We start from the raw sequence: 26,528 nt of genomic DNA, 5'->3' as shown, positions 1-26,528 counted from the left end.
GAAACAAAGAATGCTTGAGATCAAGAACCTGCACGCCCGCATCGTCGATGACGGCACCGAGATCATCCGCGGCCTGAACCTGACGGTGAAAGCCGGTGAGGTCGCCGCGATCATGGGCCCGAATGGCTCTGGCAAGTCGACCCTGTCCTACATCCTTGCCGGCCGCGAGGACTATGAGGTGACCGAAGGCGACATCCTCTACAACGGCCAGTCGATCCTCGAAATGGATCCGGCCGAGCGCGCTACGTCAGGAATTTTCCTCGCTTTCCAGTATCCGATGGAGATACCGGGCGTCGCGACCATGGAATTTCTCAAGGTGGCCATGAACGAGCAGCGCAAGGCGCGTGGCGAGGAGCCGCTGAAAATCCCGGAATTCCTCAAGCGCGTGAAGGAAGCCGCCGCCTCGCTCAGCATGGACATGGCGATGCTGAAGCGGCCGCTCAATGTCGGCTTCTCCGGCGGCGAGAAGAAGCGTGCCGAGATCCTGCAGATGAAGCTTCTGGAGCCGAAACTCTGCGTGCTCGACGAGACCGATTCCGGCCTCGACATCGATGCGCTGAAGATCGTCTCCGACGGCGTCAACGCGCTGCGGGCGCCGGACCGGGCCTTCCTGGTCATCACCCACTATCAGCGCCTGCTCGAGCACATCGTGCCCGACAGCGTGCACGTGCTCTACAAGGGCCAGGTCATCAAGTCGGGCGACAAGTCCCTGGCGCTCGACCTCGAAGCCAATGGCTATGCCGGCGTGATCGGCGAAGCCGCGTGAGATGCCAGGTCATTTTGTGCCAAAAGACGGGGCAAAGCTGATGAATATGCACACACAACCGCAGCGCACACCGGCCGAGACAGCGTTGATCGACGCGTTCGGCGACCGGCTGTCGCTGTTGCCGGGCGACGGGGCGGTGATGCTGAAGCGCGACGATGCCATCGAAGCGATCAAGCACGGCTTGCCGACGCGACGTATCGAATCCTGGCATTATACCGACCTGCGCCGCCTTTTGAACGCGGTGCCGGAGTTCGACCCGGCCGCCGCGGCGAAAGCCATCGCGCCAATCGTCGACGGTTCGACGGTTCTGAGCCTGTTGAACGGCGTATCGAGTGCCAAGGCGCCGGTTGTCGAGGGCGTCAGCGTCCAGCGCCTGTCGGAAAAACTGACCGACGGCAGCATCGCGCCGGGGCTCGATCCCTATGGCAATGACGATGCCATCGGTGCGCTGAACACGGCTTTCGTTGCCGACGGCTACTTTGTCGACATCGCCGATGGCGCCGAACTGGAAAAGCCGATCGAGCTGCAGAATTTGCAGGCCGGCGGCCAGACCCATGTGCGCTTGGCCGTTCGCGTCGGCACCGGCGCCAAGGCCGTCATCGTCGAGCGTCAGGCGGGCGAGGGCGCGGCGCTGACCAGTTCGGTCAGCCAACTCGTGCTCGGCGAAGGTGCTGAGGTAACGTGGCTGATCGTGCAGGAGCAGCCGGAGACGGCGACGCATCTGGCACAGTTAAAAGCCCATATCGGCAAGAACGCGAAACTGACGCTGTTCGTCATGAACGCCGGCGGCAAGCTTGTGCGCCAGGAGATCATGGTCAAGACGACAGGTGAGGGCGCCGACTTCCAATTGCGCGGCATCAACCTGCTCGCCGGCGACACCCACACCGACGTGACCATGGTGCTCGACCACGCCGTGCCGCACACGACCTCGACGGAGATCGTCCGCAACGTGGTGACGGGCAAGGCGCGTGGCGTCTTCCAGGGCCGCATCAACGTCCATCAATATGCGCAGAAGACCAACGCCAAGATGGCCTGCAACACGCTGTTGCTGTCCGACGATGGCGAGTTCTCGACCAAGCCGGAGCTCGAAATCTTCGCCGATGACGTCGTCTGCGGCCACGGCGCGACGGTGACCGAGATCGACCACGACCATCTGTTCTACCTGATGGCGCGCGGCGTCGACGAAAAGAGCGCACGCGGTCTGCTGGTCAAAGCCTTCGTCGCCGAGGTGATCGAGGAACTGGACGACGAGACGATTGTCGAGGCGCTGGAAGCGAAGCTCGACGAGTGGTTTGTGACGCACGGGTGAAGCTGATGAACGCACCGGGCAAGATTGGAGATTTCTACGACGTCGAGGCGATCCGCCGCGACTTCCCGATCCTGTCGCGCGAAGTCTACGGCAAGCCGCTGGTCTATCTCGACAATGGCGCCTCGGCGCAGAAGCCGCGGGTGGTGCTGGACACGATCCAGCACGCCTACAGCCAGGAATACGCCAACGTCCATCGCGGCCTGCATTTCCTTTCCAATGCGGCAACCGACGCTTACGAAAAGGCGCGGGAAACGGTGCGCCGCTTTCTCAATGCGCCAAGCACCGACAACATCGTCTTCACCTCCAACACCACCTCGGCGATCAACACCGTCGCCTATGGCTATGGCATGCCCAATATCGGCGAGGGCGACGAGATCGTGCTGTCGATCATGGAGCACCACTCCAACATCGTGCCCTGGCACTTCATCCGCGAGCGGCAGGGCGCCAAGCTGGTCTGGGTGCCGGTCGACGATCTCGGCGTCTTCCACATCGAGGAATTCGAAAAGCGGCTGACCGATCGCACTAAACTCGTGGCCATCACGCAAATGTCGAACGCGCTGGGCACGGTGACACCGATCAAGGAGATCGTGCGCATCGCGCATTCGCGTGGAATTCCCGTGCTCGTCGACGGCAGCCAGAGCGCGGTGCACATGCCGATCGACGTGCAGGATCTCGACTGCGATTTCTTCGTCTTCACCGGCCACAAGGTCTACGGCCCCTCGGGCATCGGCGTGCTCTACGGCAAGAAGGATAGTCTCGCCGGCATGCGGCCCTTCATGGGCGGCGGCGAGATGATCGAGGAGGTGACGGAAGACATCGTCACCTACAACGAGCCGCCGCATCGCTTCGAGGCCGGCACGCCGCCGATCGTCCAGGCGATCGGACTGGGCGCCGCGCTCGACTATATGGACTCTGTCGGTCGTGAGCGCATCGCCGCGCATGAGGAAGACTTGAAGACCTACGCCCACGAGCGCCTGCGCGCCATCAACTCGCTGCGCATCTTCGGCGATGCGCCCGGCAAGGGCGCCATCATCTCCTTCGAGCTGCAAGGCATTCATGCCCATGACGTGTCGATGGTGATAGACAGGCAAGGCGTGGCGGTCCGTGCCGGCACCCATTGCGCCCAGCCGCTGTTGAAACGCTTTGGCGTAACCTCCACATGCAGGGCATCGTTCGGCATGTATAATACCAGGGCAGAAGTCGACGCTTTGGCCGAGGCGCTTGAAAAAGCGCGCAAATTCTTCGGATGACGATTTTTTCGGGTGACGACCATGGATGATGTGAGCACCACCACCGAAGCTACGCCGGAAGCCGCCGGCAACAGCGTCGTTTCCGCCTCGGCCATTCCCGCCGATGAACTGGCGCGGCTGACCGACGACATCGTCTCGGCGTTGAAGACGGTCTACGACCCGGAAATCCCGGCCGACATCTACGAGCTTGGCCTCGTCTACAAGATCGACGTCGAGGACGACCGCTCGGTCAAGATCGACATGACGCTGACCGCGCCTGGCTGCCCGGTGGCCGGCGAAATGCCCGGCTGGGTGGAAAATGCCGTCGGTGCCGTCGAGGGCGTCTCCGGCGTTGAAGTCAACATGACCTTCGACCCACCCTGGACGCCCGACCGCATGTCTGAAGAGGCGCAGGTGGCGGTGGGCTGGTACTAGCGCCGCACCTGGCACACTTGCGCCAGTGGTAAAACTTCACCATTTTAGGTGAGGAATCATTCGGCAGGCCTTGAACCTGCATGGAATGGAGAAGGAAAAAGCATGGGACGCTTTGCCGTCATCACGATGACCGAAAAGGCCGCCGACCGGGTGCGTGAGATCGTCGCCACGCGCGACAACGCGCATGGCATCCGCCTTGGCATCAAGAAGGGCGGCTGCGCCGGCATGGAATACACGGTCGATCTGGTGACCGAGCCCAACACAAAGGACGACCATATCGAGCGCGACGGCGCGCATGTCTATGTCGCGCCGGAAGCCGCCCTGTTTCTGTTCGGCACCGAGATGGATTTCGAGCAGACGACGCTGCGCACCGGTTTCACCTTCCACAACCCGAACCAGAGTTCGGCCTGCGGCTGTGGCGAATCGGTCGAACTGAAGCCGGCCGATCTCAAGGCGCTGGCCGAGGCACGCGCTTCAGCCTGATCTTTCTTCGCCCCGTAGACGGGGCGAAGAAAGCTACTCCACCCACATACCCGTCCGCTTGTGCCAGTCCGCGATCGATTCCTGGGGATAGACGTCGAACGTCTTGTCGCCTTTGCCGATCTTAGGCTCGACCCAGTTCGCCTTGTATTTCAGCATCAGATGCACTTTTTCGGGTGGTTTCGGCAGGTCGCTGTCGATCGCCGAGGCGAAGGGATGCACCAGCTCCGGCCAGGTTGGGTCGTAGAGCCAGAGCGCCGACCCGCATTTGCGGCAAAAATTGCGCTCCCCGGTCGATATCTCGCAGTGGGGATGCTCGTCATCCTCGATCTCGGCGCGATAGACGCCGAGATTGCTCTTGCCCCTGATGTTCAGCGTCTCGTAGGCGGCGCCGAGATTGATGGCGAAACCGCCGCCGCCCTGCTGCTTACGGCAGATCGAGCAGTAGCACAGCATGAACGGCACGGGCGTGTGGCTTTCCACCTCGAAACGCACGGCGTTGCAGCGACAGGACCCCTTGAGCAGCACAGGCATGGCAAAAACTCCGACAGGATAGCCACAACCTGTCAGCATGATTTTGGTTGCGGCGATGACAAGGCCAAATGCCGGTGACATGATCGCGGCATGGACAATGAGCGCATCGCAGAACTGTTCGAGGGCCTCGGTCCAGTCAGCATCCGAAAGCTATTCGGCGGCAAAGGCATCTATTTCGATGGCGTCATCGTCGCCATCGTGCTGCGCGGCGAATTGCTGCTGAAAGCCGACGCGCAGAGCGCATCGGAGTTCGAAGCCGCGGGCTGCCGGCAATGGACCTACACCGGCTCTCGCCACGGCAAGCTTGTCGCCATGCCCTATTGGAGCATTCCCGACAGCGCTTTCGACGATCCCGACGAAATGACGGTGTGGGCGCGACGCGCCTACGAAGCTGGGCGGCGGGCGGGGAAGTAGGCTCCCGCCAGCGCGAGGCCACCCCTCATCCGGCCGCTTCGCGGCCGCCTTCTCCCCGGGGGGGAGAAGAGGTTTGCGTTGAGGCCGCAAGTTCCTCTCCCCTCGGGGAGAGGTCGGATTGCCCCAAATTGCTCTTTGCAATTCGGTCTTGGTAATCCGGGTGAGGGGGACTTTCTTGGCAGTCCCTACAGCGCCTTGGCGATCTCAGCCGCCAGCCTTGCATTGTTCTCGACCAGCGCGATGTTGGTCTTCAGGCTGCGGCCGCCGGTGAGTTCGAGGATTTTTCCCAGCAGGAACGGCGTCACGGCCTTGCCGGTGACGTTGAGGGCTTCGGCCGCCTTTTGCGCGGCTTCGATGTAGCCCGCCATTTCTTCAGCGGGGATTTCGTGGGATTCCGGCACGGGATTGGCAATCAGCATGCCGCCGCCCAAGCCCAGAGCCAGGCGTGTCCGGTAGAAATGCGCGATATCTTCCGCTCCGTGCAAGGTCAAGGGCGCTCGGAACGGTGACTGCCGCGACCAGAAGGCCGGCATCGTCTCGCAGCCATGGCCGACCACGGGCACGCCGCGCGTCTCCAGCACTTCCAGCGTCTTTTCGATGTCGAGGATCGCCTTGGCGCCGGCCGAGACGACGATCACCGGTGTACGCGCCAATTCATCGAGGTCGGCCGAGATGTCGAAGCTCTTTTCCGCCCCCTTGTGCACGCCGCCAATGCCGCCGGTGGCGAACACCTTTATCCCGACCATGTCAGCCGCGATCATGGTGGCGGCGACCGTGGTGCCACCGGTGCGGCCCTGCGCGACGGCGAAGGCGAGATCGGCGCGCGACAGCTTCATGGCGTCACCGGTCATCGCCAGCGATTCGCGTTCGCCGTCCGAAAGCCCGATCTTGATGCGGCCGTTGACCACCGCGATGGTTGCCGGCACGGCGCCGCCGTCAGCGATGATCTTTTCGACGTTGGCCGCCATGGCGCCATTGTCGGGATAGGGCATGCCATGGGTGATGATGGTGCTTTCGAGCGCCACCACCGGGCGCCCGGCGGCCAGGGCCTGCGCCACCGGTGCGTGGATATCGATGAAGGGGCGGGCGGTCTCTGGCGTCATCTCTGATCTCCAATCCGGAGTGCGGCGCATCCATCAGGAAAGCGTAGCTTCACCGCGCGTTATGAACTTGCCGGGTCTCATGCCACTTCCCTGGCATCCGGCACAAGGGCCAGCGCTTCCGCGAAGCTCGCCGCGGTGAATTCGGGCACCGCGTCGGCGCTTTCGATGGCCAGCGTTGCCGCGGCGACGCCCTCGCGCACGGCGTGGCGCAGCGGCTGGCCCCGCAGCAGTGCTGCGACCGTCGCACCTGCCAGCGCGTCGCCGGCGCCGGTGACATCGGCGACTTTTCTGGGGGCAGGCGGCAGGATCGAAAAGGCGCCTGTCTCATCGAAACCCAGCACAGGGCCGCTGCCGGCCGTGACCACGCCGCTGGCAAGGCCGCTGCACCGCAACCCGTCGACCATTTCCCGCTCGGCGGCCGCTGCATTGACACCGGCCAGCACGACGGCCTCTCGCCGGTTCATGAAGAGCTGGGCCAGCCCGCCGAGAACCGGTATCAGCCGCGTTACCTTCGCCGGCGAAATCGCGATGGCGAAAACCGGTTTACCGGCGGCGAGCGACAGCAGCCGCTCCAGGGCGGCCGACGGCAGATTGGCGTCGCACAGGATGGCATCGGCGGCGGCCACCTCCTGGCGTATCTTGGAACGCCTGATCTGCTTGGGAAAAGCCAGGTCGTACAGTGCCATGTCGGCAAAGCCGACGATCAATTCGCCCTCGCGATCGATCAATGCCGTGTAGCTCGGCGTGGTACGGTCGAGGAACACCGCCGAAAGATCGGCGATGCCTGCCTCGGCGATGGCCCGTGAAACCGTATCGGCCGACGCATCGCCGCCCCGCATCGACACCAGGGAGGCCGACACGCCGCGCCGCACCATGCTGCGCAACGCATTGAAGACGCCCCCGCCGACATCCTCGCGCATCGTGCCGGGATTGGAGGCTGCCGGCACATAGGGACCGTACACCTGGCCACGCCGGTCGATATGGGCGCCGCCCACGGCCAGGATCTTCGGGGATTCCACCATGGTGGCGATATGACCTTTGTTGTTGCGGCCGCACAAGCGCTAGAGTGCGCGACAGAGCTTCGCATGCTGGTCGGCGATTCGGTCGGGCGATACGATCGAGCCGTCTGGCCCAATGCGGAGCCCGTTCGTGCCAGGGTTTGCGAGACAAAAAAAGAACAAACCGCGATATCCTTTGTTTTTCAGTTGGTTGTCACCCCTTGCCAAATGAGAACAAAAAAGGTACAAAATGGCAGGGATCACGGATTGTCCGGCCTTCATTGACGACCAAGGGGTGATGTATCATGGCTCAGAATTCTTTGCGGCTGGTAGAGGATAAGGCAGTGGACAAATCAAAGGCTCTGGATGCGGCGCTGTCGCAAATCGAGCGGGCTTTCGGCAAGGGCTCGATCATGCGGCTCGGCGCCAACGAGCAGGTCGTCGAGATCGAAACGGTGCCGACCGGCTCGCTCGGCCTCGACATCGCGCTCGGCGTCGGTGGCTTGCCGCGCGGCCGTATCATCGAGATTTACGGGCCGGAAAGCTCCGGCAAGACGACCCTGGCCCTGCACACCGTGGCTGAAGCCCAGAAGAAGGGCGGCATCTGCGCCTTCGTCGATGCCGAGCACGCGCTCGATCCGGTCTACGCCCGCAAGCTCGGCGTCGATCTTGAGAACCTGCTGATCTCGCAGCCCGACACCGGCGAGCAGGCGCTGGAGATTTGCGACACGCTGGTGCGTTCCGGCGCCATCGACGTGCTGGTGGTCGATTCGGTGGCGGCGCTGACGCCGCGTGCAGAGATCGAGGGCGAGATGGGCGATTCGCTGCCGGGTCTGCAGGCCCGCCTGATGAGCCAGGCGCTGCGCAAGCTGACCGCGTCGATCTCGCGCTCCAACACCATGGTCATCTTCATCAACCAGATCCGCATGAAGATCGGCGTCATGTTCGGTTCGCCCGAAACCACGACCGGCGGCAACGCGCTGAAATTCTACGCTTCGGTTCGCCTCGACATCCGCCGTATCGGCTCGGTCAAGGATCGTGACGAGGTCGTCGGCAACCAAACCCGCGTCAAGGTGGTCAAGAACAAGTTGGCGCCGCCCTTCAAGGTGGTCGAGTTCGACATCATGTATGGCGAGGGCGTCTCCAAGACCGGCGAACTGGTCGACCTCGGCGTCAAGGCCGGCGTGGTCGAGAAATCGGGCGCCTGGTTCTCCTATAATTCGCAGCGTCTCGGCCAGGGCCGCGAGAATGCGAAACTGTTCCTGCGCGACAATCCCGATACCGCGCGCGAGATCGAGCTAGCGCTCAGGCAGAATGCCGGATTGATCGCCGAAAAGTTCCTCGAAAATGGTGGCTCCGAGGGCAATGGCGAAGACGGTTTTGAGGACGAAGCCGGCGCGATGTAGGCAACGGTCAGAATTTGGCCATAAATCCAGACTATTAGTCAATGCTTAAGTAACAGAGTTCTGTAGTACCGCGTTCCAAACCGCCGGCCTTCGCGCCGGCGGTTTTCGTTTGGGCGGCCCCGCAAGTGCCGGTGCAAAGCGCGAATTGGCCCAATTCCGTGTTTCTGGACAGGGTCAAGAGCTACGGCTAAAAGGCCAGCTCCATCTTCTAGAAAATATAGAGCCATCTCCCGCCGGTCCGGCCGGCGGCTCTCTTGAAAAGGCAGTATCCATGAGTGGCGTCAACGAGATCCGGTCGACCTTTCTCGACTATTTCCGCAAGGAAGGCCACGAGGTCGTGGCCTCGAGCCCGCTCGTGCCGCGCAACGATCCGACATTGATGTTCACCAATGCCGGCATGGTGCAGTTCAAGAATGTCTTCACCGGTTTGGAGAAGCGGCCCTATTCGCGCGCCACCACAGCCCAGAAAAGCGTCCGCGCCGGCGGCAAGCACAACGATCTCGACAATGTCGGCTATACCGCGCGCCACCTGACCTTTTTCGAGATGCTCGGCAATTTCTCCTTCGGTGACTATTTCAAGGAGCGCGCCATCGAGCTTGCCTGGAACCTCATCATCAGGGAGTTCGGGCTGAAGAAGGACAAGCTGCTGGTCACTGTCTATCACACAGACGACGAGGCGGCTGGCTTCTGGAAGAAGATCGCCGGTTTCTCCGACGATCGCATCATCCGCATCCCGACCTCGGACAATTTCTGGGCGATGGGCGACACCGGTCCTTGCGGACCATGCTCGGAAATCTTCATCGATCGTGGCGAGCACATCTGGGGTGGACCTCCCGGCAGTCCCGAGGAAGACGGCGATCGCTTCCTCGAATTCTGGAACCTGGTGTTCATGCAGTATGAGCAGGTGACGAAAGAGGAGCGCGTCGACCTGCCGCGCCCGTCGATCGACACCGGCATGGGCCTGGAGCGCATGGCGTCCATCCTGCAAGGGGTGGAGAGCGTCTTCGAGACCGACCTGTTCCGTCATCTGATCGATGCGGCGTCCTCGGCACTTGGGCGCGCGCCCGACGCCGAAACGGTTGCGTCCTATCGCGTCATTGCCGATCATCTGCGCTCGTCCTCCTTCCTGGTCGCCGACGGCGTGCTGCCGTCGAACGAAGGCCGCGGCTATGTGCTGCGCCGCATCATGCGCCGCGCCATGCGCCATGCGCAGTTGCTGGGGGCGAACGAGCCGCTGATGTGGAAGCTGGTGCCGGCGCTGGTGCGCGAGATGGGCCAGGCCTATCCCGAACTGGCACGCGGCGAAACGATGATCGCCGAGACCCTGAAACTCGAGGAGACCCGTTTCCGCAAGACGCTGGTGCGCGGCCTCGGGCTGCTGTCCGAGGCGACGGAGAAGCTCGGCGCCGGCGACATGCTCGATGGCGAAACGGCATTCAAGCTCTACGACACCTATGGCTTCCCGCTCGACCTGACGCAGGACGCGCTGCGGCAGCGCAGCATCTCGGTCGACCTTGCCGGCTTCACCAATGCGATGGAGCAGCAGAAGGCGGAGGCGCGCAAGCACTGGGCCGGGTCCGGCGAGGCCGCCACCGAGACGGTTTGGTTCTCCGTGCGTGAAAAGACCGGCGCCACCGAATTCCTCGGCTACGAAACCGAGCAGGCGGAAGGCCTCATCGAGGCGCTGGTCAAGGACGGCAAGACCGTCGACAGCGCCGGCAAGGGCGATGCGGTCGCCGTGGTCGTCAACCAGACGCCGTTCTACGGCGAGTCCGGCGGCCAGATGGGTGACACCGGCATAATCTCGGGCGAGGGCTTCTCGATCGAGATTTCCGACACGCAGAAGAAGGCCGATGGCCTCTTCGTGCATCTCGGCAAGGTGGTCGCCGGCACGGTCAGTCCGGGTGCCGCGGTCGAACTTAAGGTCGATCATGCCAGGCGCTCCCGGCTGCGCGCCAACCACTCGGCGACGCACCTGATCCACGAGGCGTTGCGCGAGGTGCTGGGCACCCATGTCGCGCAGAAGGGTTCGCTGGTCGCACCCGAGCGTCTGCGCTTCGACATCTCGCACAACAAGCCGATCTCCGCGCAGGAGCTCGAAGAGGTCGAGCGCATGGCCAACGAGATCGTCGTGCAGAACGGCCCGGTGACCACGCGCCTGATGTCGGTCGACGACGCCATTGCCGAGGGCGCGATGGCGCTGTTCGGCGAGAAATATGGCGATGAGGTGCGCGTCGTGTCGATGGGCACCGGCTTGCATGGCGCCAAGGCCAACCGGCCCTATTCGGTCGAGCTCTGCGGCGGCACGCATGTCAGGGCGACCGGCGATATCGGCCTGGTGCGCATCGTCTCGGATGGTGCTGTCGCCGCCGGCGTGCGCCGCATCGAGGCATTGACCGGCGAGGCCGCGCGCAGGCATCTCGATGAGCAGGACCGACGCCTGAAGACCACGGCGGCGACGCTTAAGATTTCGCCCGCAGATGTGCCAGCGCGCGTCGAAGCGCTGCTCGAAGAGCGCAAGAAGCTCGAAAAGGACCTGGCCGAAGCGCGCAAGAAACTGGCGCTGGGCGGTGGGTCGCCTGCTGATGCTCCTGCCGCCAACGAGATCGTCGCTGGCGTCGGCTTTCTCGGCAAGGCGGTGTCAGGTGTCTCGCCAAAGGACCTGAAGCCGCTGGCCGATGCCGGCAAGACTTCGTTGGGTTCTGGCGTCGTCGTGTTCGTTGGCGCCGGAGAAGACAACAAGGCGAGCGTCGTGGTCGCTGTCACCGATGATCTCGTCGGCCGTTTCAGCGCTGTCGACCTTGTTCGCGTGGCCTCCGCCGCATTGGGCGGGCAGGGCGGCGGCGGCCGCCCCGACATGGCGCAGGCCGGCGGCCCGGATGCGTCGAGGGCCGATGATGCGATCGCGGCAGTGAGGGCGGCGCTCGAGGCAGCGTAGCTACCATGCGTGGGCCAGGCGGGATCCCTTCTCTTGGGGCAGCGCTGCCCCTCATCTGGCTGCCGCCATTTTCTCCCCGTAGAACGGGGAGAAGGGCGCTTGCTTTCGTCGCGCCCTTCGCCAATCGCCCTCGTTGCAGAAGAGCGCCGGCAACGCGAGCAGCCTCTTTCTCCCCGTTCACGGGGAGAAATGCCCGCCAGGGCAGGGGCGGCGCGACGTCGAGGAACCTCACCTCAAGTTATACGCTTTTTCGGTACGCACGAAGCTCGGGCGGCCAGCCATTCGCAAATACAAATCCCAGATGCCTGCAAACTGCGTCAGCAAGTTGCGCCCTTCTGGCACTTTGACGAAGTAGGCGATGATCGGCGCCGCGTGCAGATCGGCCAGGGTCAGCTGGTCGCCGAGCAGCCAGGGTCCATCTTGCTTCAGCGAGGTCAATACCTTCAGCACCGTCTCTGCCTGCCGCAGGCCATCCGCGATCAAGCTCTCGTCGGGCACTTCCTTCTCCAGACGCTCGACCGCGACATCCCAGACCATCGCACGGTAGGCGTAGGCGTCGAGCATGCCGATGATCTGGTTCATCCTTGCGCGGGCGCGCGGATCCTTCGGCTGCAAGGGTGGACCGTCGAAAGCGTCGTCGATATAGCGCGCGATCGCACTCGCCTCGAACAGGCGGAACCCCTCATGCTCGAAGGCCGGGATGCGGCCGAAGGGATGGTGTTTGCCGTACCATGCCGGCGCGCCACCTTCTGCAAAGATGTCGACCGGCACGAGATCGTAGACGATGCCTTTCTCCTCGAGCGCAAGCCGGACGATGCGTACATAGACGCTGTAATCCGCGCCGTAGACGACCGGCTTGCCCATTTGTCCGCGAGGCGGTTACGCCATCGCCTTCTGCAAATTCTCGTCGATCTTGTCGAGGAAGCCGGTGGTCGAGAGCCAGGGCTGGTCGGGGCCGATCAAGAGCGACAGGTCCTTGGTCATGAAGCCGCTCTCGACAGTCTGGATGCAGACCTTTTCCAGCGTCTCGGAAAAACGCTTCAGTTCGGCGTTGTCGTCGAGCTTGGCGCGGTGCGCGAGGCCTCGCGTCCAGGCGAAGATCGACGCGATCGAATTGGTCGAGGTTTCCTCGCCCTTCTGATGCTGGCGATAGTGGCGGGTGACGGTGCCGTGCGCGGCTTCCGCTTCGACGGTCTTGCCATCCGGCGTCATCAGCACCGAGGTCATCAGGCCGAGCGAACCGAACCCTTGCGCCACCGTGTCGGACTGGACGTCGCCGTCATAGTTCTTGCAGGCCCAGACATAGCCGCCCGACCATTTCAGGCTCGACGCCACCATGTCGTCGATCAGGCGGTGCTCGTACCAGAGCTTCTTCGACTTGAACTCGGTCTCGAATTCAGCCTCGTAGACTTCCTGGAAAATATCCTTGAAGCGGCCGTCATAGGCCTTGAGAATGGTGTTCTTGGTCGACAGGTAGACCGGATAGTTGCGCAGCAGGCCATAGTTCAGCGACGCCCGGGCGAATTCGCGGATGGACTCGTCGAGATTGTACATGGCCATAGCGACACCGGCGCCGGGCGCGTCGAACACGTCGTGCTCGATGACCTGGCCGTCCTCGCCGACGAACTTGATCGTCAGCTTGCCCTTGCCGGGAAAGCGGAAATCGGTGGCGCGATACTGGTCGCCGAAGGCGTGGCGGCCGACGATGATCGGCTTGGTCCAGCCGGGCACCAGGCGCGGCACGTTCTTCATGATGATCGGCTCGCGAAAGATGGTGCCGCCCAAAATGTTGCGGATGGTGCCGTTCGGCGATTTCCACATCTTCTTCAGCTTGAATTCCTCGACGCGCTGCTCGTCGGGGGTGATGGTCGCGCATTTCACGCCGACACCGTATTTCTTGATGGCGTTGGCCGAATCGATGGTCACCTGGTCGTTGGTGGCGTCGCGATGCTCGATGCCCAGGTCGTAATATTCGAGCTCGAGGTCGAGATAAGGGTGGATCAGCTTGTCCTTGATGAACTGCCAGATGATGCGGGTCATCTCGTCGCCGTCGAGTTCGACGACCGGGTTCGCCACCTTGATCTTCGCCATGGAAAGAATGCCTCGTTGCTGGGAATGGGACGGCCTTGCCCGCGTGGCGTCGGCCGGGGATGCCGCCCGTATATCAAAGCGCTTTTGGCCACGCAAACGGCGATCGGTCACGAATGTGAGCCCACGGCGCCGTCATTTGCGAATGCTTCATTTTCGCGGCCGAATATGGCAGGGGACGCTGAAATGCCGCAAACAGCAGTTCATTGACAATCATGCCCATTACCAAAGATCCCGATAACACCGCAGCCGGCCCGGCGATCATCCTTGTCGAGCCGCAGCTCGGCGAGAATATCGGCATGGTCGCCCGCGCCATGGCCAATTTCGGACTGTCGGAACTGCGCCTGGTCAATCCGCGCGATGGCTGGCCGAGCGAGAAGGCGCGTGCCGCCGCCAGCCGTGCCGACCACGTCATCGATGCCGTCAAGGTTTTCGACGATCTGGCCTCGGCACTTGCCGACCTGAACTTCGTCTTCGCCACCACCGCAAGGCAGCGCGACGGCTTCAAATCCGTGCGTGGACCGGTGGAGGCGGGCAGGATGCTGCGCGCCCGTCACGCAATGGGGCAACGCACCGGTATCCTGTTCGGTCGCGAGCGCTTCGGCCTCTACAATGACGAGGTTGGCCTCGCCGACGAGATCGTCACTTTCCCGGTCGATCCTGATTTCTCCTCGCTCAACATCGCCCAGGCGGCCTTGCTGATGTCCTACGAGTGGATGAAGTCGGGCCTGGAGGACGAGACCAGGACCAATTTTTCGGGGCCGGAGATGAAGCCTGCAAGCAAGGAAGAATTGCACGGCCTGTTCACCTATCTCGAAGGCGCGCTCGAGGCGCGCGGCTATTTCAGGCCGGCGCCGAAGAAGCCGAAAATGGTCGACAACCTCCGCGCCGTGCTGACGCGGGCAGGCTTTGCCGAGCCGGAGCTCAAGGTGCTGCGCGGCATCATCTCTTCGCTTGACCGGTTCTCGCCGGCGATGCCGCGCGGCGATGGGTCACCTGGCGATGACCCGAGGCGTTTGCCCGCGGCGGCGGCGCGCGCCCGCAAGGCGGAGGCGACTGGTCGGGCGCCGGACGCTAGCGGCGACGACACGGACACGCCACTGCTCGGCGGCAAGGGAACCGACAATGACTGACCAGCCGATCCTGATGTTCGATTCCGGCGTCGGCGGTCTGACCGTGTTGCGCGAGGCACGCGTCCTGATGCCCGACCGGCGCTTTATCTATGTCGCCGACGATGCCGCTTTTCCTTTTGGCGCCTGGGAGGAGCCGGCCCTAAGAGAGCATATACTAGGATTATTCGCCAAACTGCTCGACCGCTTCGCGCCGGCCATCTCGGTTATCGCCTGCAACACCGCCTCGACACTGGTGATCGACGCGCTGCGCGAAAGATTTCCCGGCCATCCCTTCGTCGGCACGGTGCCGGCGGTCAAGCCGGCGGCCGAGCGCACGCGCTCCGGGCTGGTCTCGGTGCTGGCGACGCCGGGCACGGTGAAGCGCCAGTACACGCGCGACCTGATCAGCAAATGGGCGCAGAAATGCCATGTCCGCCTGGTCGGCAGCGACAGGCTGGCTGGCCTGTCCGAAGCCTATATGCGCCAGGGCTTCGTCGACGAAGAGGCCGTGCGCGCCGAGATCGAGCCATGCTTCATCGAGCGCGACGGCATGCGCACCGACATCGTCGTGCTGGCCTGCACGCACTATCCCTTTCTGGTCAATCGCATGCGCAAGACCGCTCCCTGGCCGGTCGACTGGATCGATCCGGCCGAGGCGATCGCACGGCGCGCCCTTTCGCTGCTGCCGCCGATCAATGGGGCGCTGCCGCAAGCCGAGCCTGATATCGCGGTCTTCACCTCGGGCAAGGCGGACTTCGCCGTCAGCCGCCTGATGCAGGGGTTCGGGCTGACCGTTCACTTGGACAGCGGCAAAGCCGCCCGCCACTCAAACAGGTTCGAAGACGATGCTGCGTTGATCCGGATCGGCCAGGACTAGCCTAAGCGTCAGACCATCACCCTGTCTGAGCCCCGAGGCCTTCACGGTGGCAACGACAGCCATGTCGGCAAGCTGAATGCGCACGCCATGGTCGACGAAGTCGGTGACGACGGCTTTGAACGTCTCGCCCTCGCGCCCCTCCAGCATTACCGCCTCGGCAAGGTCGATGGCCGCGTGGTTGATCTGCGAAGCGCGGCTATCCGCGCGTCCCATCGCCTTCGGCAACCTGGCAAACGCGTCGGTAACAGCCTGGGGCACGGGCTGGCCGTTGGCGATAGCCAGCGCGCAGCGCACGACATAACGATCGGCAAGGCGCCTCAGTGGGGCGGTTGCATGGGCATAGGTCGCGGCCATCGCCTCATGCCATGAAACAACGCCGTCCTGATACGGTTGATAGGATGCGCCGGGGCTTGCATGGCGGATTTCCAGCATCAGCGCCGCCTGATGCGGATCGGTCGGATCGAGGGTTCGCTGATAGTCCCGCAAGCTGGTCGAGGCCGGCCAGGACAGTCCGAGAGCCTGTGCCGCGTTGCGCAGCCTTTGAACCTTGAAGGCATCCGGCCCCGACATCACCCGAAAAAGGCCGGTATGATGCGCAAGCATGGCATCGGCGATCGCCATGTTGGCGGCCAGCGAAAGCGCGGCGTTGTCCTGCTCGGATTGCAGAAGCGGCCTGAACGAAAGCCGGAATGTGCCGTCGGCAAGCCTTTCCACCTCCTGCTCGGGTGGGTCGACGCGGGAAGCCCCACGGCGCCGCTCATTCGCCGCCATGCGCCGCGCCATTTCGGCGAAGCCGGCCGGGACATCGGAGGCCTTCACGCTGTCATAGGCGAGCTTCGCGCGGCTTTGAATGATTGCCCGCTCCGCGCCGTCCAACTTCGTCGCGCCGTCCTGCGCAACCCGAACCGTGAAGATAGCAGCTGGACGGGGTCCATCCGGCAACAGGCTCGCCGCACCCTCGGCAATTACCGGCGGATAGAGCCCGGCCTTGCCGTCCGGCAAGTAAAGCGTCTCGCCCCGCGTCCAGGCTTCGCGATCGATCGCGTCGCCGTCCTCGACGAACCAGGCCACGTCGGCGATGGCGTAATGCAGCAGAAGATCGCCACCGCTCGCCTCGATCGAGAACGCCTGATCGAGATCGGTGGAAGCAGCCGGATCGAGCGTGACGAACGGCATTTCAGTTCGATCGGCATGCTGGTTGGGCACACGTTTGGCCGCCGCCTCCGCCGCGGCAAGCACATCGGCCGGAAATCCGTCCGGCACGTGGAATTCGGCGCGGATTTTCGCCAGTCCCGCGGAGAGAACCTGTGAGGGATCGGTCAGGGATTTCATTCAGCCGTCCTACACTGGGGTTCCGGACACGAGAAGGCTGCCGACGAAAATCGCCGAGCGCGGCCAAGGGTTGGCACCAGGCGGACCGGGAGCCGCGCCACTGGCGCTGGAACCGGCGCCGAAGCGTGGCGTTTCTCCTGACAGCAAAGGAGACCCGCCATGCCAGCCACTTCGAAAGCCCAGCAGAAAGCCGCCGGCGCCGCACTCTCCGCCAAACGCGGCGAGACCAAGAAAAGCGAACTCAAGGGCGCCTCCAAGGGCATGTATGAATCGATGAATGAAAAGCAGCTCGAGGAATTCGCCGAGACGAAGCGCAAGGGATTGCCGGAGAAAAAATCCTAAGGATTGAGCGCTCGAGCCAGACTACCTTGGAATGAAAAAGGGCCAGCGACGTTCGCTGGCCCGGGAATTGTGGCGTTGAACAGTCTTACCAGCGGCAGCGCCGTACTCTCTCGACGATCACCCTGCGATGGCCATGCCGCCACACCACTCGCTTCTTCACGATGATGCGGCAGACCTGCTTGTGGCCGTGCCAATGACGCGCCATGGCCGGCTCAGGGGCCGCCGCCATCGACCCGGCAAGCACCGCGGCCCCTGCCAGGGTAAGGAAAAACTTCTTCATGCAATTAAGCTCCTCTAGCTCCAGTCCCTTCCTGGTGCCGCTGGCGCAAACCTCCCGCCACATCGGCATCGCATCAACGCCTTGGACGCTATACGGTTGCGTTGCGCCGCGCCACTCACAAGCTTGACACCGGTTAAATCTCGGTTTAACCAGCCGCCAACGCCGGGCAGCGATGTCCGGTGTTTGTTTTGCATACGCAAGATCTGTCACGACAATCGTTTCCGATCTTGTTTGAACTGACGTGTCCCGTGGGTTTTCCGCCGCGTTGCGTGGGAAAACCCTGTCAGGTCTCGAAAACAGAGGCCAGAGGAGGGCGCGTTTCCTTCACCCGGACCATGAGGTGCCGGGTGTGTTGTCTTTGAAAGGGAATGCGATGAGCAAGCGCGAATCCGCGAAATACAAGATCGACCGCCGTCTCGGCGAAAATATCTGGGGCCGCCCTAAGTCCCCGGTCAACAAGCGTGAATACGGCCCCGGCCAGCATGGCCAGCGCCGCAAGGGCAAGCTTTCCGACTTCGGCCTGCAGCTCCGTGCCAAGCAGAAGCTGAAGGGCCACTACGGCGACGTGTCGGAAAAGCAGTTCCGCAAGGTCTATGAAGAGGCCGATCGCCGCAAGGGCGACACCTCGGAGAACCTGATCGGCCTGCTCGAATCGCGTCTCGACGCGGTTGTCTACCGCTCCAAGTTCGTGCCGACCATTTTCGCCGCCCGTCAGTTCGTCAATCACGGCCACGTCAACGTCAACGGCAAGCGCGTCAACATCGGCTCGTATCGCTGCAAGCCGGGCGATGTCGTCGAAGTGCGCGAAAAGTCGAAGCAGCTGGTGATCGTCCTGGAATCGGTTGGCCTCGCCGAGCGCGACGTGCCCGACTACATCGAAGCCGATCACAACAAGATGACCGCGACCTTCTCGCGCATCCCGGGCCTGGCGGACGTTCCGTTCGCCGTGCAGATGGAACCGAACCTGGTCGTCGAATTCTACTCGCGCTAAGCGAACGCTTTTTTTGCGATACCGGAAAGGCCGCCCTCGAGGCGGCCTTTTTGTTTCGGGCACCCGCTTTGCGGTGTGTCGTTAAAATCAATTTCGATTTTCCAGACAATGCGCTAAGCCGGGCGGAAGTCACATCCGGGGCCGTCGCGCCATGAACATGCAGCCAGACATCGAAACACTAGAACCGGCCGCCGAAGGCGGCTCTCACCCGCTGTTCGCCGATGTACCGTCCTCGGTCGAGTTCAACAAGCTGCGCAAGCGACTGCTGCGGCTGACCCGCCAGGCGATCGAGGATTTTTCGATGGTGAAGCCGGGCGAGCGCTGGCTGGTCGCGCTATCGGGCGGCAAGGATTCCTACGGTCTGCTGGCCATGTTGCTTGATCTCAAATGGCGCGGGATGCTGCCAGTCGAGTTGCTGGCCTGCAATCTCGACCAGGGCCAGCCGAATTTCCCCAAACATATCCTGCCCGACTATCTCGACACCAACGGCATAGCGCACCGTATCGAATACCGGGACACCTATTCGGTCGTGACCGACAAGCTCCCCGAAGGCAGCACCTATTGCTCACTCTGCTCGCGGCTGCGGCGCGGCCATCTCTACAGGATCGCGCGCGAGGAAGGCTGCTCGGCCCTGGTCCTCGGCCATCATCGCGAGGACATCCTCGAAACCTTCTTCATGAACCTGTTCCACGGCGGGCGGCTTGCCGCCATGCCGCCGAAACTGCTCAACGACGAAGGCGACGTGGTGGTGTTGCGGCCGCTGAGCTACTGCGCCGAAATCGATCTGGAGAAATTCGCTGCCGCGATGCGGTTCCCAATCATCCCTTGCGATCTCTGCGGCAGCCAGGAAGGGCTGCAGCGCAACGCCATGAAAGCGATGCTCGAGGACATCGAAAAGCGCATGCCCGGCCGCAAGGACACCATGATTCGCGCTCTGTCCAACACCAGGCCGTCGCATTTGCTCGACCGAAAGCTGTTCGATTTCGCCGCCCTCAATGAAACCCTCGCGATCAGGCAAGACATTTCCGATGACATTTGACGACACCGCGATCGACTGGCTGGCCGGCATTCTGGCCGAGGCAGCCCAAGCCGAAATCATGCCGCGCTTTCGCCGACTGGGCGACGGCGACATCAGGCAGAAGACTTCCGCCGCCGACCTGGTGACGGAGGCCGATGTCAACGCCGAGCGGCTGATCACCGCCAGGCTGCGCGATCGCTATCCCTCTGCCATGGTGGTGGGCGAGGAGGCCTGCTCCGAAGATCCGGCGCTGCTCGACGGCTTGGGCGATGCCGAACTGGCGTTCACCGTCGATCCGGTGGACGGCACCTTCAATTTCGCGTCCGGCGTGCCGCTGTTCGGCGTCATGCTGGCGGTCGTGGTCAGGGGGGAGACGGTCGCGGGCATCATTCATGATCCGGTGGGCAAGGACTGGCTCATCGCCGCCAGGGGTGCCGGCAGTCATATCAGGCATGCCCATGGCAACCTGGAGAAAGTGCATGTGGCGGCGCCCGTGCCGATCTCGCAGATGACCGGCGCGGTGTCCTGGCAATATCTCGACGAACCGGAGCGCTCACGCCTGGCGCGCAACCAGACCAAGGCACTGTCGCAGTTCGCCTATCGCTGCGCTGCTCACGAATATCGCCTGCTGGCGAGCGGGCATGCGCATTTTGTCGTCTACAACAAGCTGATGCCCTGGGATCATCTGCCCGGCGTGCTGATCCATCAGGAGGCCGGCGGCCATGCCGCTCGCATCGACGGCAGCGCCTATCTGCCCTCGCATGTCGATGGCGGTCTGCTTGTCGCGCCGGACCAGGACAGCTGGCAGGAACTGCGCCGCGAGTTGTGGGCGGAATAGGACCAATTCCTGTCGCTTAAACCGTTGTATGATCGAGTCGGGCGTTTTGGCGGAGGCTCTCGGATGAAACCTCGGTTCGCAATTTTTGCGGCGGCTCTTGCCGTGGTGCTGTTTGCGAACTCCAGCGCGGCAATCGCGCAAGAACGCCCCTGTCACAGTTCCGATCCCATCGACACCATCAAGGAGATGTCGGACGCTATCTATGCCTGCTGGAAACCGCCACCCGGAACCGCGGGCATGTCCTTGACCATGCAGTTCTCGCTCCGTCGCAACGGGACGCTGATCGGGACGCCTCGCGCCTCCTATTCCGATCTGGGGGCCGATCCGCGGCTCAGCCGAGCCTTCGTGGCGTCCATCCTCAAGGCGCTCGACGACGCTCTTCCATTGCCCTTTTCAAACGGCATGGGCGGAGCGATCGCGGGGCGGATGCTCTCTCCTCGCTTCACGGCGGCGCTTGAACGCGCATCCTGACGCCACCAGCAGACGGCAATCAGTGCAGGTCGGTGACGTGGCCTGAAACGGGGGCGTTCTGCGGCTGGAACATCTTGCCGCGCTCCGCAAACAGGATCATCAGCAGCGCGGCCACCGAGACGCTGCAGAAACCGGCGGCCAGCGGCGTCACCGTGCCGTTGAAAGCCTGGCCGATCAGCGTGCCGAGAATGCCGCCGAGAAAAGTCTGCATGAAACCCAGGATCGATGACGCCGTGCCGGCCAGCTGGCCAAGCGGCTCCATGGCCAACGCATTGAAATTGGCTCCAAGACAGCCAAACGGCAGCATGGCACTGGCAAAGAAGGTGATGAACAGCCAGAGCGGCATCTTCGTTTCCAGTGAAACCACCAGCCAGGCCAGGCTGATCACCAGAAACAGCAACAGCGCGCTTTGCGACAGGCGGCGCATGCCGACGCGGCCGACGAGGCGCGAGTTCAGATAGTTGGAGAAGGCGAGTACGCCCGCGACACCGGCGAAGATGACGGGAAACATCTCGCCGACGTCGAAGACGCCGACGTAGATCTGCTGCGCCGAGGCGATAAAGCCGAACATGGCGCCGAAGATGAAGGTGCTGGCGAAGGCATAGCAGAGCGCGATGCGGTTGGTGAGCACGATGCGGAAGCCGCCGAGGATGGATGAAACCGTCAGTGGCCGGCGATATTCGGGATGCAGTGTCTCGGGCAGGCGCAGCAGCGACCACGCCGAGACGATCATAGCTCCGACGGCCATTGTGACGAATATCCAATGCCAGGTCGCGAACAGCATGATGAACTGGCCGATGCCTGGAGCCACGACCGGGATCGCCATGAACACCATGAAGATCAGCGACATGACTTCGGCCATACGCCGGCCGTCGAATGTATCGCGCACGATCGAGACCGCTATGACGCGCGTGGCGGCCGCGCCAAGGCCTTGCACGGCGCGGCATATCAAGAGCGTTTCAAAGCTCGGGGCGATAGCGGCCGCCGCGGCCGCCGCCACATAGATGATAAGGCCGGCGACGAGCGGCGAGCGGCGCCCGAACCGGTCCGAGATCGGCCCGAAAAACAGTTGGCCGCCGCCGAAACCCAGTATGTAGGCGGTGACCACATATTGCCGATGATTTTCGTTCTCGACCCCGAGCGAGGCACCGATCTGCTGCAGCGCCGGCAGCATGATGTCGATGGCCAGCGAATTGAGCGCCATCAGTGCCGCGCAGAGCGCGATGAACTCCCAGCGCGGAATCGGCAATTGGCTTGCCCGGGACACGGTGCTTGCCCCTTGCGGCGCTGATTTCTGCTGGTCCACGGCAAGTCCGATCTCTCAAACGAAAACGCGCCGGCGGGCCGGCGCATTTGGCTCGTCCTGGTCCCGGGATCCGGGCTTGTAAAATTGCCGAGGTGGGGCCGCCCCGGTGGCTTGGGCATGTCGATACCGACACGCCCAAAACTGAAGTCAGGCGGCGCCTTTGACGCTCACGCCCTTCTCGACCAGAAAGGTCTGCAATTCGCCGGCCTGGAACATTTCGCGGATGATATCGCAGCCGCCGACGAATTCGCCCTTGACGTAGAGCTGCGGGATCGTCGGCCAGTTGGAATAGTCCTTGATGCCCTGGCGCAGTTCGGCGGAGTCCAGAACGTTCACGCCTTTGTAGTCGGCGCCGATATAGTCGAGGATCTGGACGACCTGGCCGGAAAATCCGCATTGCGGGAAGCCGGGCGTGCCCTTCATGAAAAGGACGACGTCGTTGCCCTTCACTTCATTGTCGATGTAGTCGTTGATGCCGCTCATGGAATATCCTTTCACGCCTGTGGGAGTCAGGCTCGAAACATGTCCCTCAAATAAACCCATAGGTTGCCCGAAACAAGACTTTAGCCATGCCATCACCCGAATGGCGCAAAGAATGGGCGGCTTTGGGCCAAGCGTGTCGGGTGGAATGCCTCAGTCGGGAACGCTGGTCTGCAGCGCCAGCGCGTGCAGCACGCCGCCCATATTGCCCTTCAGCGCGTCATAGACCATCTGATGCTGCTGGACCCGGCTTTTTCCGCGAAAGCTCTCGGCCACGACCTCAGCGGCGTAGTGGTCGCCGTCACCGGCGAGGTCGCGAATCGTCACACGGGCATCCGGTATGCCGTCCTTGATCAGTTTTTCGATGTCGTGGGCGTCCATTGCCATTGCGGAAATTCCTGTTTCGGAAGGGCGGCGGTGCGGCGGCCCATATGATGAGAGTCGGGCAAGCCTAAAGCCTTTCCAATCCGGATTGAAGCGGTTCTGTCCGGTGTCCGTTCTGTTGGTGTTCAGGCGATGGTTTCATCCGGCCCCTGCGCCGGCTCATCCTCGCGCATCGAGAAGGCGCGGCCAAGGCTGAAGACCAGCACGTAGAGCGGGAGGTTGACCGCCATGTTGGCGATCGGCAGATAGCTGGTCATTCGCCAGGCGGGCGAGAAGAACGGCTGGCCGTAACCATCGCAGACAAGCGAAGAGCCGTACTCCCACAAGGCCCCCAAGACGGCCGAGACGGCGAAAAGCTTGATGCAGGTGACGACGTGTCTTGTCCGCGCCTGGTCCGGCAGAAGCCGGTTCCAAAGCAGCAGGCAGACGATCGGAACCGCATAGATGAGGTTCTGCAGGACAAGCATCGGAATCGTGCCGTTGGCCGCGGCGAGGAATTCTCCGCGCGTTTCCAGCCTGGGACAAACCTCGCTCGATGTTGTCGAGAGCAGGAAGAAGACGAACGGCCCGAGACACCAGAAGAAGAACAGCGACGGCCAGAAGACCACTGCAAGCAGCGCCCGGACGGCCAGTTTCTTATGATTGAGCAGGATCTCTGGACAAAACGGTTTTCCCTTTGTCCGAGAAAACCGGTTTCCACCTTTCAGGATCATGCCCTGGTCAACTGGCCTGATCCATGAAGCGCGGGAACCAGCCTTCATGGGCGGCGGTCAAGTCGCTGACCGGGATTGCCCTGGCATCGCCGAGCTTCAACGCGGCGCCCCCGGTCGAGCCGATCCACGGCGCGAAAATGCCGAGTTCACCCTGCTGCTTGCGGATGGCGTCCCATTCATCGCCATGCGGATCGATCGACAGCGTCAGCAGATAGCGGCCCTGGTCTTCGCCGAACCAGACCGGGATCGGATCGGTACCGACAAGCCCGGGAACGGTCGCGCCGATGCCCGACGCCATCGCCATTTCGGCCAGCGCCACCGCAATGCCGCCATCTGAGACGTCATGCGCGGCCGTGACGATGCCGGCAGCGATCAACGAGCGTACATGGTCGCCGACACGCTTCTCGTGTTCGAGGTCGACCGGCGGCGGCGGGCCGTCGCTGCGGCCGTGGATATCCCTGAAATAAACGGACTGGCCAAGATGCGTTCCCCAGGAAGCCGGTGCGCCGACCAGCAGGATCATCTGGCCTTCCGCGGCGAAACCGATCCGCGCCATCTTCGACCAGTCTGATATCAGGCCGACACCGCCGATGGTCGGTGTCGGCAGGATGCCCTGGCCGTTGGTCTCGTTGTAGAGCGAGACATTGCCCGACACGATCGGGAAACCAAGCGCCCGGCAGGCGTCGCCGATGCCTTTCACCGCGCCCACCAACTGGCCCATGATCTCAGGCCGTTCGGGATTGCCGAAATTGAGATTGTCGGTGGCGGCGAGCGGCAGCGCGCCGGTGGCGGTCAGGTTGCGCCAGCATTCGGCCACCGCCTGCTTGCCGCCCTCGTAGGGGTCGGCTTCGCAATAGCGCGGCGTCACATCGGAGGAGAAGGCCAGCGCCTTGGTTGGATGGCCCTCGACCCGCACCACGCCGGCGTCGCCGCCCGGAAGCTGCAGCGAATTGCCCTGGATCAGTGTGTCGTACTGTTCCCACACCCAGCGGCGCGAAGACAGGTCCGGTCCGCCAAGCAGCTTCAGCAGCGCATCGGCGAGGTCGGCCTGCGGGATATCGTTGGCGGCAAGCGGCGCCGGCTTCTTCGGCTCGACCCAAGGGCGATCGTATTCGGGAGCCTTGTCACCGAGATCCTTGATCGGCAGGTTGGCGACCTCGTTCCCCTGGTGCCGCACGCGGAAGCGCAGATCGTCGGTGGTCTTGCCGACGATGGCGAAGTCGAGGCCCCATTTGTGAAAGATCGCCTCGGCCTCCTTCTCTTTTTCAGGGCGCAGCACCATCAGCATGCGCTCCTGGCTTTCCGACAGCATCATCTCGTAGGCGCTCATGCGCTCCTCGCGCACCGGCACCTTGTCGAGGTCGAGTTCGATGCCGAGGTCGCCCTTGGCGCCCATTTCGACCGCCGAACAGGTGAGGCCGGCAGCACCCATGTCCTGGATGGCGATCACGGCGCCCGAAGCCATCAGTTCGAGAGAGGCCTCCAGCAGGCATTTTTCGGTGAAGGGATCGCCGACCTGCACGGTCGGGCGCTTCTCGTCGATCTTGTCGTCGAATTCGGCCGAGGCCATGGTGGCGCCGCCGACGCCGTCGCGGCCGGTCTTGGCGCCCAGATAGACGACCGGCAGGCCGACGCCCTTTGCCTCGGACAGGAAGATGGCATCGGTCTTGGCAAGGCCCGCGGCAAAGGCATTGACCAGGATGTTGCCGTTGTAGCGGGCGTCGAAATTGACCTCGCCGCCGACCGTCGGCACGCCGAAGGCATTGCCGTAGCCGCCGACGCCGGAAACCACGCCCGCGACCAGATGCCTGGTCTTGGGATGGTCGGGCGCGCCGAAGCGCAGCGCGTTCATCGCCGCGATCGGCCGCGCGCCCATGGTGAAGACGTCGCGCAAGATGCCGCCGACGCCCGTCGCCGCACCCTGGTAGGGCTCGATGAAGGAGGGATGGTTGTGGCTTTCCATCTTGAAGACGACGCAGTCGCCGTCACCGATGTCGACCACGCCGGCATTCTCGCCCGGGCCCTGGATGACTTGCGGGCCGGTGGTCGGCAAGGTGCGCAGCCATTTCTTCGAGGATTTGTAGGAGCAGTGCTCGTTCCACATCGCCGAGAAGATGCCGAGTTCGGTGAAGCTCGGCTCGCGACCGACCAGGTCCAATATGCGCTGATACTCATCGGGCTTCAGCCCATGCGAGGCGATGAGGTCTGATGTGATCGGGACGGAATTGGAAGTGGTCATGGGCGGCGATTTATGTCCATGGAGCAGGGATTTTGAGTCTCCTCTTATCGCAAGCCTTGCGGTCGATACACCCGTCGGCTGAGGAAAAAGGCAGAAAGCAACAGGGCGATAGATCGCGGCAGGCCTTTTGGTGAGCAGCGAAAGGCGTCCACCCAGCTTTCAAGTCCCCGCAAAACCAAAATGGGGAACGCTCCGATGCCCCGGTCGTTAGGTCCCTATCACCGAGGAGACAGAATCATGGCTACCAAGCAAGGCAAGAACGACAATCGCCTCTCGGACAAGGAAGCTCTCCATATCGCGGAGACCACCGACGTTTCGCCGCGGCAGGCCAAGGAATTGGCTGAGAAGCACGGCAAGGAAAAAGCCGAGAAGGAAGCCAAGAACTTCAAGGCCGAAGGTTGATCCGGGTCTGGTTCTGACAAGTCCAGTGTCGCAAGTCGACGTC

Annotated in this window: 28 protein-coding genes; 16 read left to right on the top strand and 12 right to left on the bottom strand. The window is 63.0% G+C overall.

The window, feature by feature from the left end:
* Nucleotides 1-10 precede the first annotated feature (10 nt).
* The 5 genes from sufC to sufA all read left to right on the top strand — a co-directional run bounded on the left by sufC (nucleotide 11) and on the right by sufA (nucleotide 4,222).
* Nucleotides 11-766: a Fe-S cluster assembly ATPase SufC gene (gene sufC, locus FJ527_RS16895; protein ID WP_015318168.1), complete on the top strand. Its 756-nt coding sequence runs from the start codon at nucleotides 11-13 to the stop codon at nucleotides 764-766.
* A 40-nt stretch (nucleotides 767-806) separates the two neighbouring features.
* Nucleotides 807-2,075, top strand: coding sequence for a Fe-S cluster assembly protein SufD (sufD, locus tag FJ527_RS16890; protein ID WP_140717472.1), 1,269 nt, complete (start codon nucleotides 807-809; stop codon nucleotides 2,073-2,075).
* Between the two features lie 5 nt (nucleotides 2,076-2,080).
* A complete protein-coding gene (locus FJ527_RS16885; protein ID WP_140617006.1) occupies nucleotides 2,081-3,325 on the top strand; it encodes a cysteine desulfurase in 1,245 nt (414 codons plus the stop codon).
* Nucleotides 3,326-3,346: 21 nt separating this feature from the next.
* Nucleotides 3,347-3,739, top strand: coding sequence for an SUF system Fe-S cluster assembly protein (locus FJ527_RS16880; protein WP_023773197.1), 393 nt, complete (start codon nucleotides 3,347-3,349; stop codon nucleotides 3,737-3,739).
* A gap of 102 nt (nucleotides 3,740-3,841) precedes the next feature.
* A complete protein-coding gene (sufA, locus tag FJ527_RS16875; protein WP_013532156.1) occupies nucleotides 3,842-4,222 on the top strand; it encodes a Fe-S cluster assembly scaffold SufA in 381 nt (126 codons plus the stop codon).
* 33 nt (nucleotides 4,223-4,255) lie between these two features.
* Here sufA and FJ527_RS16870 read toward each other — a convergent pair whose 3' ends face one another.
* Complete coding sequence (locus FJ527_RS16870) at nucleotides 4,256-4,753, bottom strand: GFA family protein (RefSeq protein WP_140823630.1); 498 nt, start codon at nucleotides 4,751-4,753, stop codon at nucleotides 4,256-4,258.
* Nucleotides 4,754-4,843: 90 nt separating this feature from the next.
* Between FJ527_RS16870 and FJ527_RS16865 the strand changes: the two genes are divergently transcribed.
* Nucleotides 4,844-5,167 carry a TfoX/Sxy family protein gene (locus FJ527_RS16865; RefSeq protein ID WP_015318162.1) on the top strand — a complete coding sequence of 108 codons (324 nt, stop codon included), beginning with the start codon at nucleotides 4,844-4,846 and terminating at the stop codon, nucleotides 5,165-5,167.
* Between the two features lie 185 nt (nucleotides 5,168-5,352).
* Here FJ527_RS16865 and FJ527_RS16860 read toward each other — a convergent pair whose 3' ends face one another.
* Nucleotides 5,353-6,270, bottom strand: coding sequence for a pseudouridine-5'-phosphate glycosidase (locus tag FJ527_RS16860; protein ID WP_140823629.1), 918 nt, complete (start codon nucleotides 6,268-6,270; stop codon nucleotides 5,353-5,355).
* A 77-nt stretch (nucleotides 6,271-6,347) separates the two neighbouring features.
* Nucleotides 6,348-7,292, bottom strand: a complete 945-nt coding sequence (locus FJ527_RS16855; RefSeq protein ID WP_015318160.1) for a carbohydrate kinase family protein — start codon at nucleotides 7,290-7,292, stop codon at nucleotides 6,348-6,350.
* 281 nt (nucleotides 7,293-7,573) lie between these two features.
* On the opposite strand from FJ527_RS16855, the gene recA reads away from it, so the two are divergent.
* Complete coding sequence (gene recA / locus FJ527_RS16850) at nucleotides 7,574-8,674, top strand: recombinase RecA (protein WP_140787554.1); 1,101 nt, start codon at nucleotides 7,574-7,576, stop codon at nucleotides 8,672-8,674.
* A 271-nt stretch (nucleotides 8,675-8,945) separates the two neighbouring features.
* On the top strand, nucleotides 8,946-11,612 hold the full coding sequence (gene alaS, locus FJ527_RS16845) for an alanine--tRNA ligase (RefSeq protein ID WP_140823628.1): 2,667 nt from the start codon (nucleotides 8,946-8,948) through the stop codon (nucleotides 11,610-11,612).
* Between the two features lie 228 nt (nucleotides 11,613-11,840).
* On the opposite strand, the gene FJ527_RS16840 is transcribed toward alaS, so the two are convergent.
* On the bottom strand, nucleotides 11,841-12,476 hold the full coding sequence (locus tag FJ527_RS16840) for a glutathione S-transferase family protein (protein ID WP_140823627.1): 636 nt from the start codon (nucleotides 12,474-12,476) through the stop codon (nucleotides 11,841-11,843).
* A gap of 15 nt (nucleotides 12,477-12,491) precedes the next feature.
* Nucleotides 12,492-13,703 (bottom strand): NADP-dependent isocitrate dehydrogenase, encoded by a 1,212-nt coding sequence (locus FJ527_RS16835; RefSeq protein ID WP_140823626.1) that lies wholly within the window; start codon nucleotides 13,701-13,703, stop codon nucleotides 12,492-12,494.
* Nucleotides 13,704-13,915: 212 nt separating this feature from the next.
* On the opposite strand from FJ527_RS16835, the gene FJ527_RS16830 reads away from it, so the two are divergent.
* Both FJ527_RS16830 and murI read left to right on the top strand, forming a co-directional pair.
* Complete coding sequence (locus FJ527_RS16830) at nucleotides 13,916-14,833, top strand: RNA methyltransferase (RefSeq protein ID WP_140617001.1); 918 nt, start codon at nucleotides 13,916-13,918, stop codon at nucleotides 14,831-14,833.
* Nucleotides 14,826-15,689 (top strand): glutamate racemase, encoded by an 864-nt coding sequence (murI, locus tag FJ527_RS16825; RefSeq protein WP_140617000.1) that lies wholly within the window; start codon nucleotides 14,826-14,828, stop codon nucleotides 15,687-15,689. Before FJ527_RS16830 ends, murI begins: the two co-directional genes overlap by 8 nt.
* On the opposite strand, the gene FJ527_RS16820 is transcribed toward murI, so the two are convergent.
* On the bottom strand, nucleotides 15,639-17,021 hold the full coding sequence (locus tag FJ527_RS16820; protein WP_140823625.1) for an RNB domain-containing ribonuclease: 1,383 nt from the start codon (nucleotides 17,019-17,021) through the stop codon (nucleotides 15,639-15,641). The genes murI and FJ527_RS16820 overlap by 51 nt on opposite strands.
* Before the next feature lie 159 nt (nucleotides 17,022-17,180).
* Here FJ527_RS16820 and FJ527_RS16815 point away from each other — a divergent pair, with 159 nt between their 5' ends.
* Nucleotides 17,181-17,363 (top strand): DUF3008 family protein, encoded by a 183-nt coding sequence (locus FJ527_RS16815; RefSeq protein WP_015318153.1) that lies wholly within the window; start codon nucleotides 17,181-17,183, stop codon nucleotides 17,361-17,363.
* Between the two features lie 85 nt (nucleotides 17,364-17,448).
* Here the strand turns inward: FJ527_RS16815 and FJ527_RS16810 are convergent, their stop codons facing one another.
* A complete protein-coding gene (locus FJ527_RS16810) occupies nucleotides 17,449-17,643 on the bottom strand; it encodes a hypothetical protein (RefSeq protein WP_140787543.1) in 195 nt (64 codons plus the stop codon).
* Nucleotides 17,644-18,016: 373 nt separating this feature from the next.
* Here FJ527_RS16810 and rpsD point away from each other — a divergent pair, with 373 nt between their 5' ends.
* The 4 genes from rpsD to FJ527_RS16790 all read left to right on the top strand — a co-directional run bounded on the left by rpsD (nucleotide 18,017) and on the right by FJ527_RS16790 (nucleotide 20,961).
* Nucleotides 18,017-18,634 (top strand): 30S ribosomal protein S4, encoded by a 618-nt coding sequence (rpsD, locus tag FJ527_RS16805; protein ID WP_015318151.1) that lies wholly within the window; start codon nucleotides 18,017-18,019, stop codon nucleotides 18,632-18,634.
* Nucleotides 18,635-18,785: 151 nt separating this feature from the next.
* Nucleotides 18,786-19,673 carry a tRNA 2-thiocytidine(32) synthetase TtcA gene (ttcA, locus tag FJ527_RS16800; RefSeq protein WP_140787541.1) on the top strand — a complete coding sequence of 296 codons (888 nt, stop codon included), beginning with the start codon at nucleotides 18,786-18,788 and terminating at the stop codon, nucleotides 19,671-19,673.
* Complete coding sequence (locus FJ527_RS16795; protein ID WP_140787539.1) at nucleotides 19,663-20,490, top strand: inositol monophosphatase family protein; 828 nt, start codon at nucleotides 19,663-19,665, stop codon at nucleotides 20,488-20,490. Before ttcA ends, FJ527_RS16795 begins: the two co-directional genes overlap by 11 nt.
* A 63-nt stretch (nucleotides 20,491-20,553) precedes the next feature.
* Complete coding sequence (locus FJ527_RS16790; RefSeq protein WP_140787537.1) at nucleotides 20,554-20,961, top strand: TonB C-terminal domain-containing protein; 408 nt, start codon at nucleotides 20,554-20,556, stop codon at nucleotides 20,959-20,961.
* 19 nt (nucleotides 20,962-20,980) lie between these two features.
* On the opposite strand, the gene FJ527_RS16785 is transcribed toward FJ527_RS16790, so the two are convergent.
* The 5 genes from FJ527_RS16785 to purL all read right to left on the bottom strand — a co-directional run bounded on the left by FJ527_RS16785 (nucleotide 20,981) and on the right by purL (nucleotide 26,083).
* Nucleotides 20,981-22,204 carry a multidrug effflux MFS transporter gene (locus tag FJ527_RS16785; RefSeq protein WP_167331159.1) on the bottom strand — a complete coding sequence of 408 codons (1,224 nt, stop codon included), beginning with the start codon at nucleotides 22,202-22,204 and terminating at the stop codon, nucleotides 20,981-20,983.
* A 210-nt stretch (nucleotides 22,205-22,414) separates the two neighbouring features.
* Nucleotides 22,415-22,750 carry a Grx4 family monothiol glutaredoxin gene (gene grxD / locus FJ527_RS16780; RefSeq protein ID WP_013895877.1) on the bottom strand — a complete coding sequence of 112 codons (336 nt, stop codon included), beginning with the start codon at nucleotides 22,748-22,750 and terminating at the stop codon, nucleotides 22,415-22,417.
* A 150-nt stretch (nucleotides 22,751-22,900) separates the two neighbouring features.
* Entirely contained in the window at nucleotides 22,901-23,134 is a 234-nt protein-coding gene (locus FJ527_RS16775) for a BolA family transcriptional regulator (protein WP_015318146.1), read from the bottom strand.
* Nucleotides 23,135-23,256: 122 nt separating this feature from the next.
* The gene (locus tag FJ527_RS16770; protein ID WP_246677730.1) at nucleotides 23,257-23,844 is read right to left on the bottom strand and encodes a hypothetical protein; all 588 of its coding nucleotides are present in this window, start codon (nucleotides 23,842-23,844) and stop codon (nucleotides 23,257-23,259) included.
* A 7-nt stretch (nucleotides 23,845-23,851) separates the two neighbouring features.
* On the bottom strand, nucleotides 23,852-26,083 hold the full coding sequence (purL, locus tag FJ527_RS16765) for a phosphoribosylformylglycinamidine synthase subunit PurL (protein ID WP_140787535.1): 2,232 nt from the start codon (nucleotides 26,081-26,083) through the stop codon (nucleotides 23,852-23,854).
* 237 nt (nucleotides 26,084-26,320) lie between these two features.
* Here purL and FJ527_RS29305 point away from each other — a divergent pair, with 237 nt between their 5' ends.
* A complete protein-coding gene (locus FJ527_RS29305) occupies nucleotides 26,321-26,485 on the top strand; it encodes a hypothetical protein (RefSeq protein WP_015318143.1) in 165 nt (54 codons plus the stop codon).
* Nucleotides 26,486-26,528: the final 43 nt, after the last annotated feature.

The sequence above is a fragment of the Mesorhizobium sp. B2-4-18 genome (assembly GCF_006441385.1).
In the GTDB taxonomy this organism is placed as follows: domain Bacteria; phylum Pseudomonadota; class Alphaproteobacteria; order Rhizobiales; family Rhizobiaceae; genus Mesorhizobium; species Mesorhizobium australicum.
This window is presented reverse-complemented; position numbering and strand designations above follow the sequence as displayed.

Bases quoted from the DNA above. Each gene is read 5' to 3' on its own strand.
- FJ527_RS16795 (WP_140787539.1), top strand. From the start codon at position 19,663: ATGACATTTGACGACACCGCGATCGACTGGCTGGCCGGCATTCTGGCC.
- FJ527_RS16835 (WP_140823626.1), bottom strand. From the start codon at position 13,703: ATGGCGAAGATCAAGGTGGCGAACCCGGTCGTCGAACTCGACGGCGAC.
- rpsD (WP_015318151.1), top strand. From the start codon at position 18,017: ATGAGCAAGCGCGAATCCGCGAAATACAAGATCGACCGCCGTCTCGGC.
- FJ527_RS29305 (WP_015318143.1), top strand. From the start codon at position 26,321: ATGGCTACCAAGCAAGGCAAGAACGACAATCGCCTCTCGGACAAGGAA.
- FJ527_RS16775 (WP_015318146.1), bottom strand. From the start codon at position 23,134: ATGGCAATGGACGCCCACGACATCGAAAAACTGATCAAGGACGGCATA.
- FJ527_RS16870 (WP_140823630.1), bottom strand. From the start codon at position 4,753: ATGCCTGTGCTGCTCAAGGGGTCCTGTCGCTGCAACGCCGTGCGTTTC.
- FJ527_RS16885 (WP_140617006.1), top strand. From the start codon at position 2,081: ATGAACGCACCGGGCAAGATTGGAGATTTCTACGACGTCGAGGCGATC.
- FJ527_RS16840 (WP_140823627.1), bottom strand. From the start codon at position 12,476: ATGGGCAAGCCGGTCGTCTACGGCGCGGATTACAGCGTCTATGTACGC.
- ttcA (WP_140787541.1), top strand. From the start codon at position 18,786: ATGAACATGCAGCCAGACATCGAAACACTAGAACCGGCCGCCGAAGGC.
- FJ527_RS16880 (WP_023773197.1), top strand. From the start codon at position 3,347: ATGGATGATGTGAGCACCACCACCGAAGCTACGCCGGAAGCCGCCGGC.
- FJ527_RS16830 (WP_140617001.1), top strand. From the start codon at position 13,916: ATGCCCATTACCAAAGATCCCGATAACACCGCAGCCGGCCCGGCGATC.
- purL (WP_140787535.1), bottom strand. From the start codon at position 26,083: ATGACCACTTCCAATTCCGTCCCGATCACATCAGACCTCATCGCCTCG.
- grxD (WP_013895877.1), bottom strand. From the start codon at position 22,750: ATGAGCGGCATCAACGACTACATCGACAATGAAGTGAAGGGCAACGAC.
- recA (WP_140787554.1), top strand. From the start codon at position 7,574: ATGGCTCAGAATTCTTTGCGGCTGGTAGAGGATAAGGCAGTGGACAAA.
- murI (WP_140617000.1), top strand. From the start codon at position 14,826: ATGACTGACCAGCCGATCCTGATGTTCGATTCCGGCGTCGGCGGTCTG.
- alaS (WP_140823628.1), top strand. From the start codon at position 8,946: ATGAGTGGCGTCAACGAGATCCGGTCGACCTTTCTCGACTATTTCCGC.
- FJ527_RS16790 (WP_140787537.1), top strand. From the start codon at position 20,554: ATGAAACCTCGGTTCGCAATTTTTGCGGCGGCTCTTGCCGTGGTGCTG.
- sufD (WP_140717472.1), top strand. From the start codon at position 807: ATGAATATGCACACACAACCGCAGCGCACACCGGCCGAGACAGCGTTG.
- FJ527_RS16810 (WP_140787543.1), bottom strand. From the start codon at position 17,643: ATGAAGAAGTTTTTCCTTACCCTGGCAGGGGCCGCGGTGCTTGCCGGG.
- FJ527_RS16855 (WP_015318160.1), bottom strand. From the start codon at position 7,292: ATGGTGGAATCCCCGAAGATCCTGGCCGTGGGCGGCGCCCATATCGAC.
- FJ527_RS16860 (WP_140823629.1), bottom strand. From the start codon at position 6,270: ATGACGCCAGAGACCGCCCGCCCCTTCATCGATATCCACGCACCGGTG.
- FJ527_RS16820 (WP_140823625.1), bottom strand. From the start codon at position 17,021: ATGAAATCCCTGACCGATCCCTCACAGGTTCTCTCCGCGGGACTGGCG.
- sufC (WP_015318168.1), top strand. From the start codon at position 11: ATGCTTGAGATCAAGAACCTGCACGCCCGCATCGTCGATGACGGCACC.
- FJ527_RS16815 (WP_015318153.1), top strand. From the start codon at position 17,181: ATGCCAGCCACTTCGAAAGCCCAGCAGAAAGCCGCCGGCGCCGCACTC.
- sufA (WP_013532156.1), top strand. From the start codon at position 3,842: ATGGGACGCTTTGCCGTCATCACGATGACCGAAAAGGCCGCCGACCGG.
- FJ527_RS16770 (WP_246677730.1), bottom strand. From the start codon at position 23,844: ATGATCCTGAAAGGTGGAAACCGGTTTTCTCGGACAAAGGGAAAACCG.
- FJ527_RS16865 (WP_015318162.1), top strand. From the start codon at position 4,844: ATGGACAATGAGCGCATCGCAGAACTGTTCGAGGGCCTCGGTCCAGTC.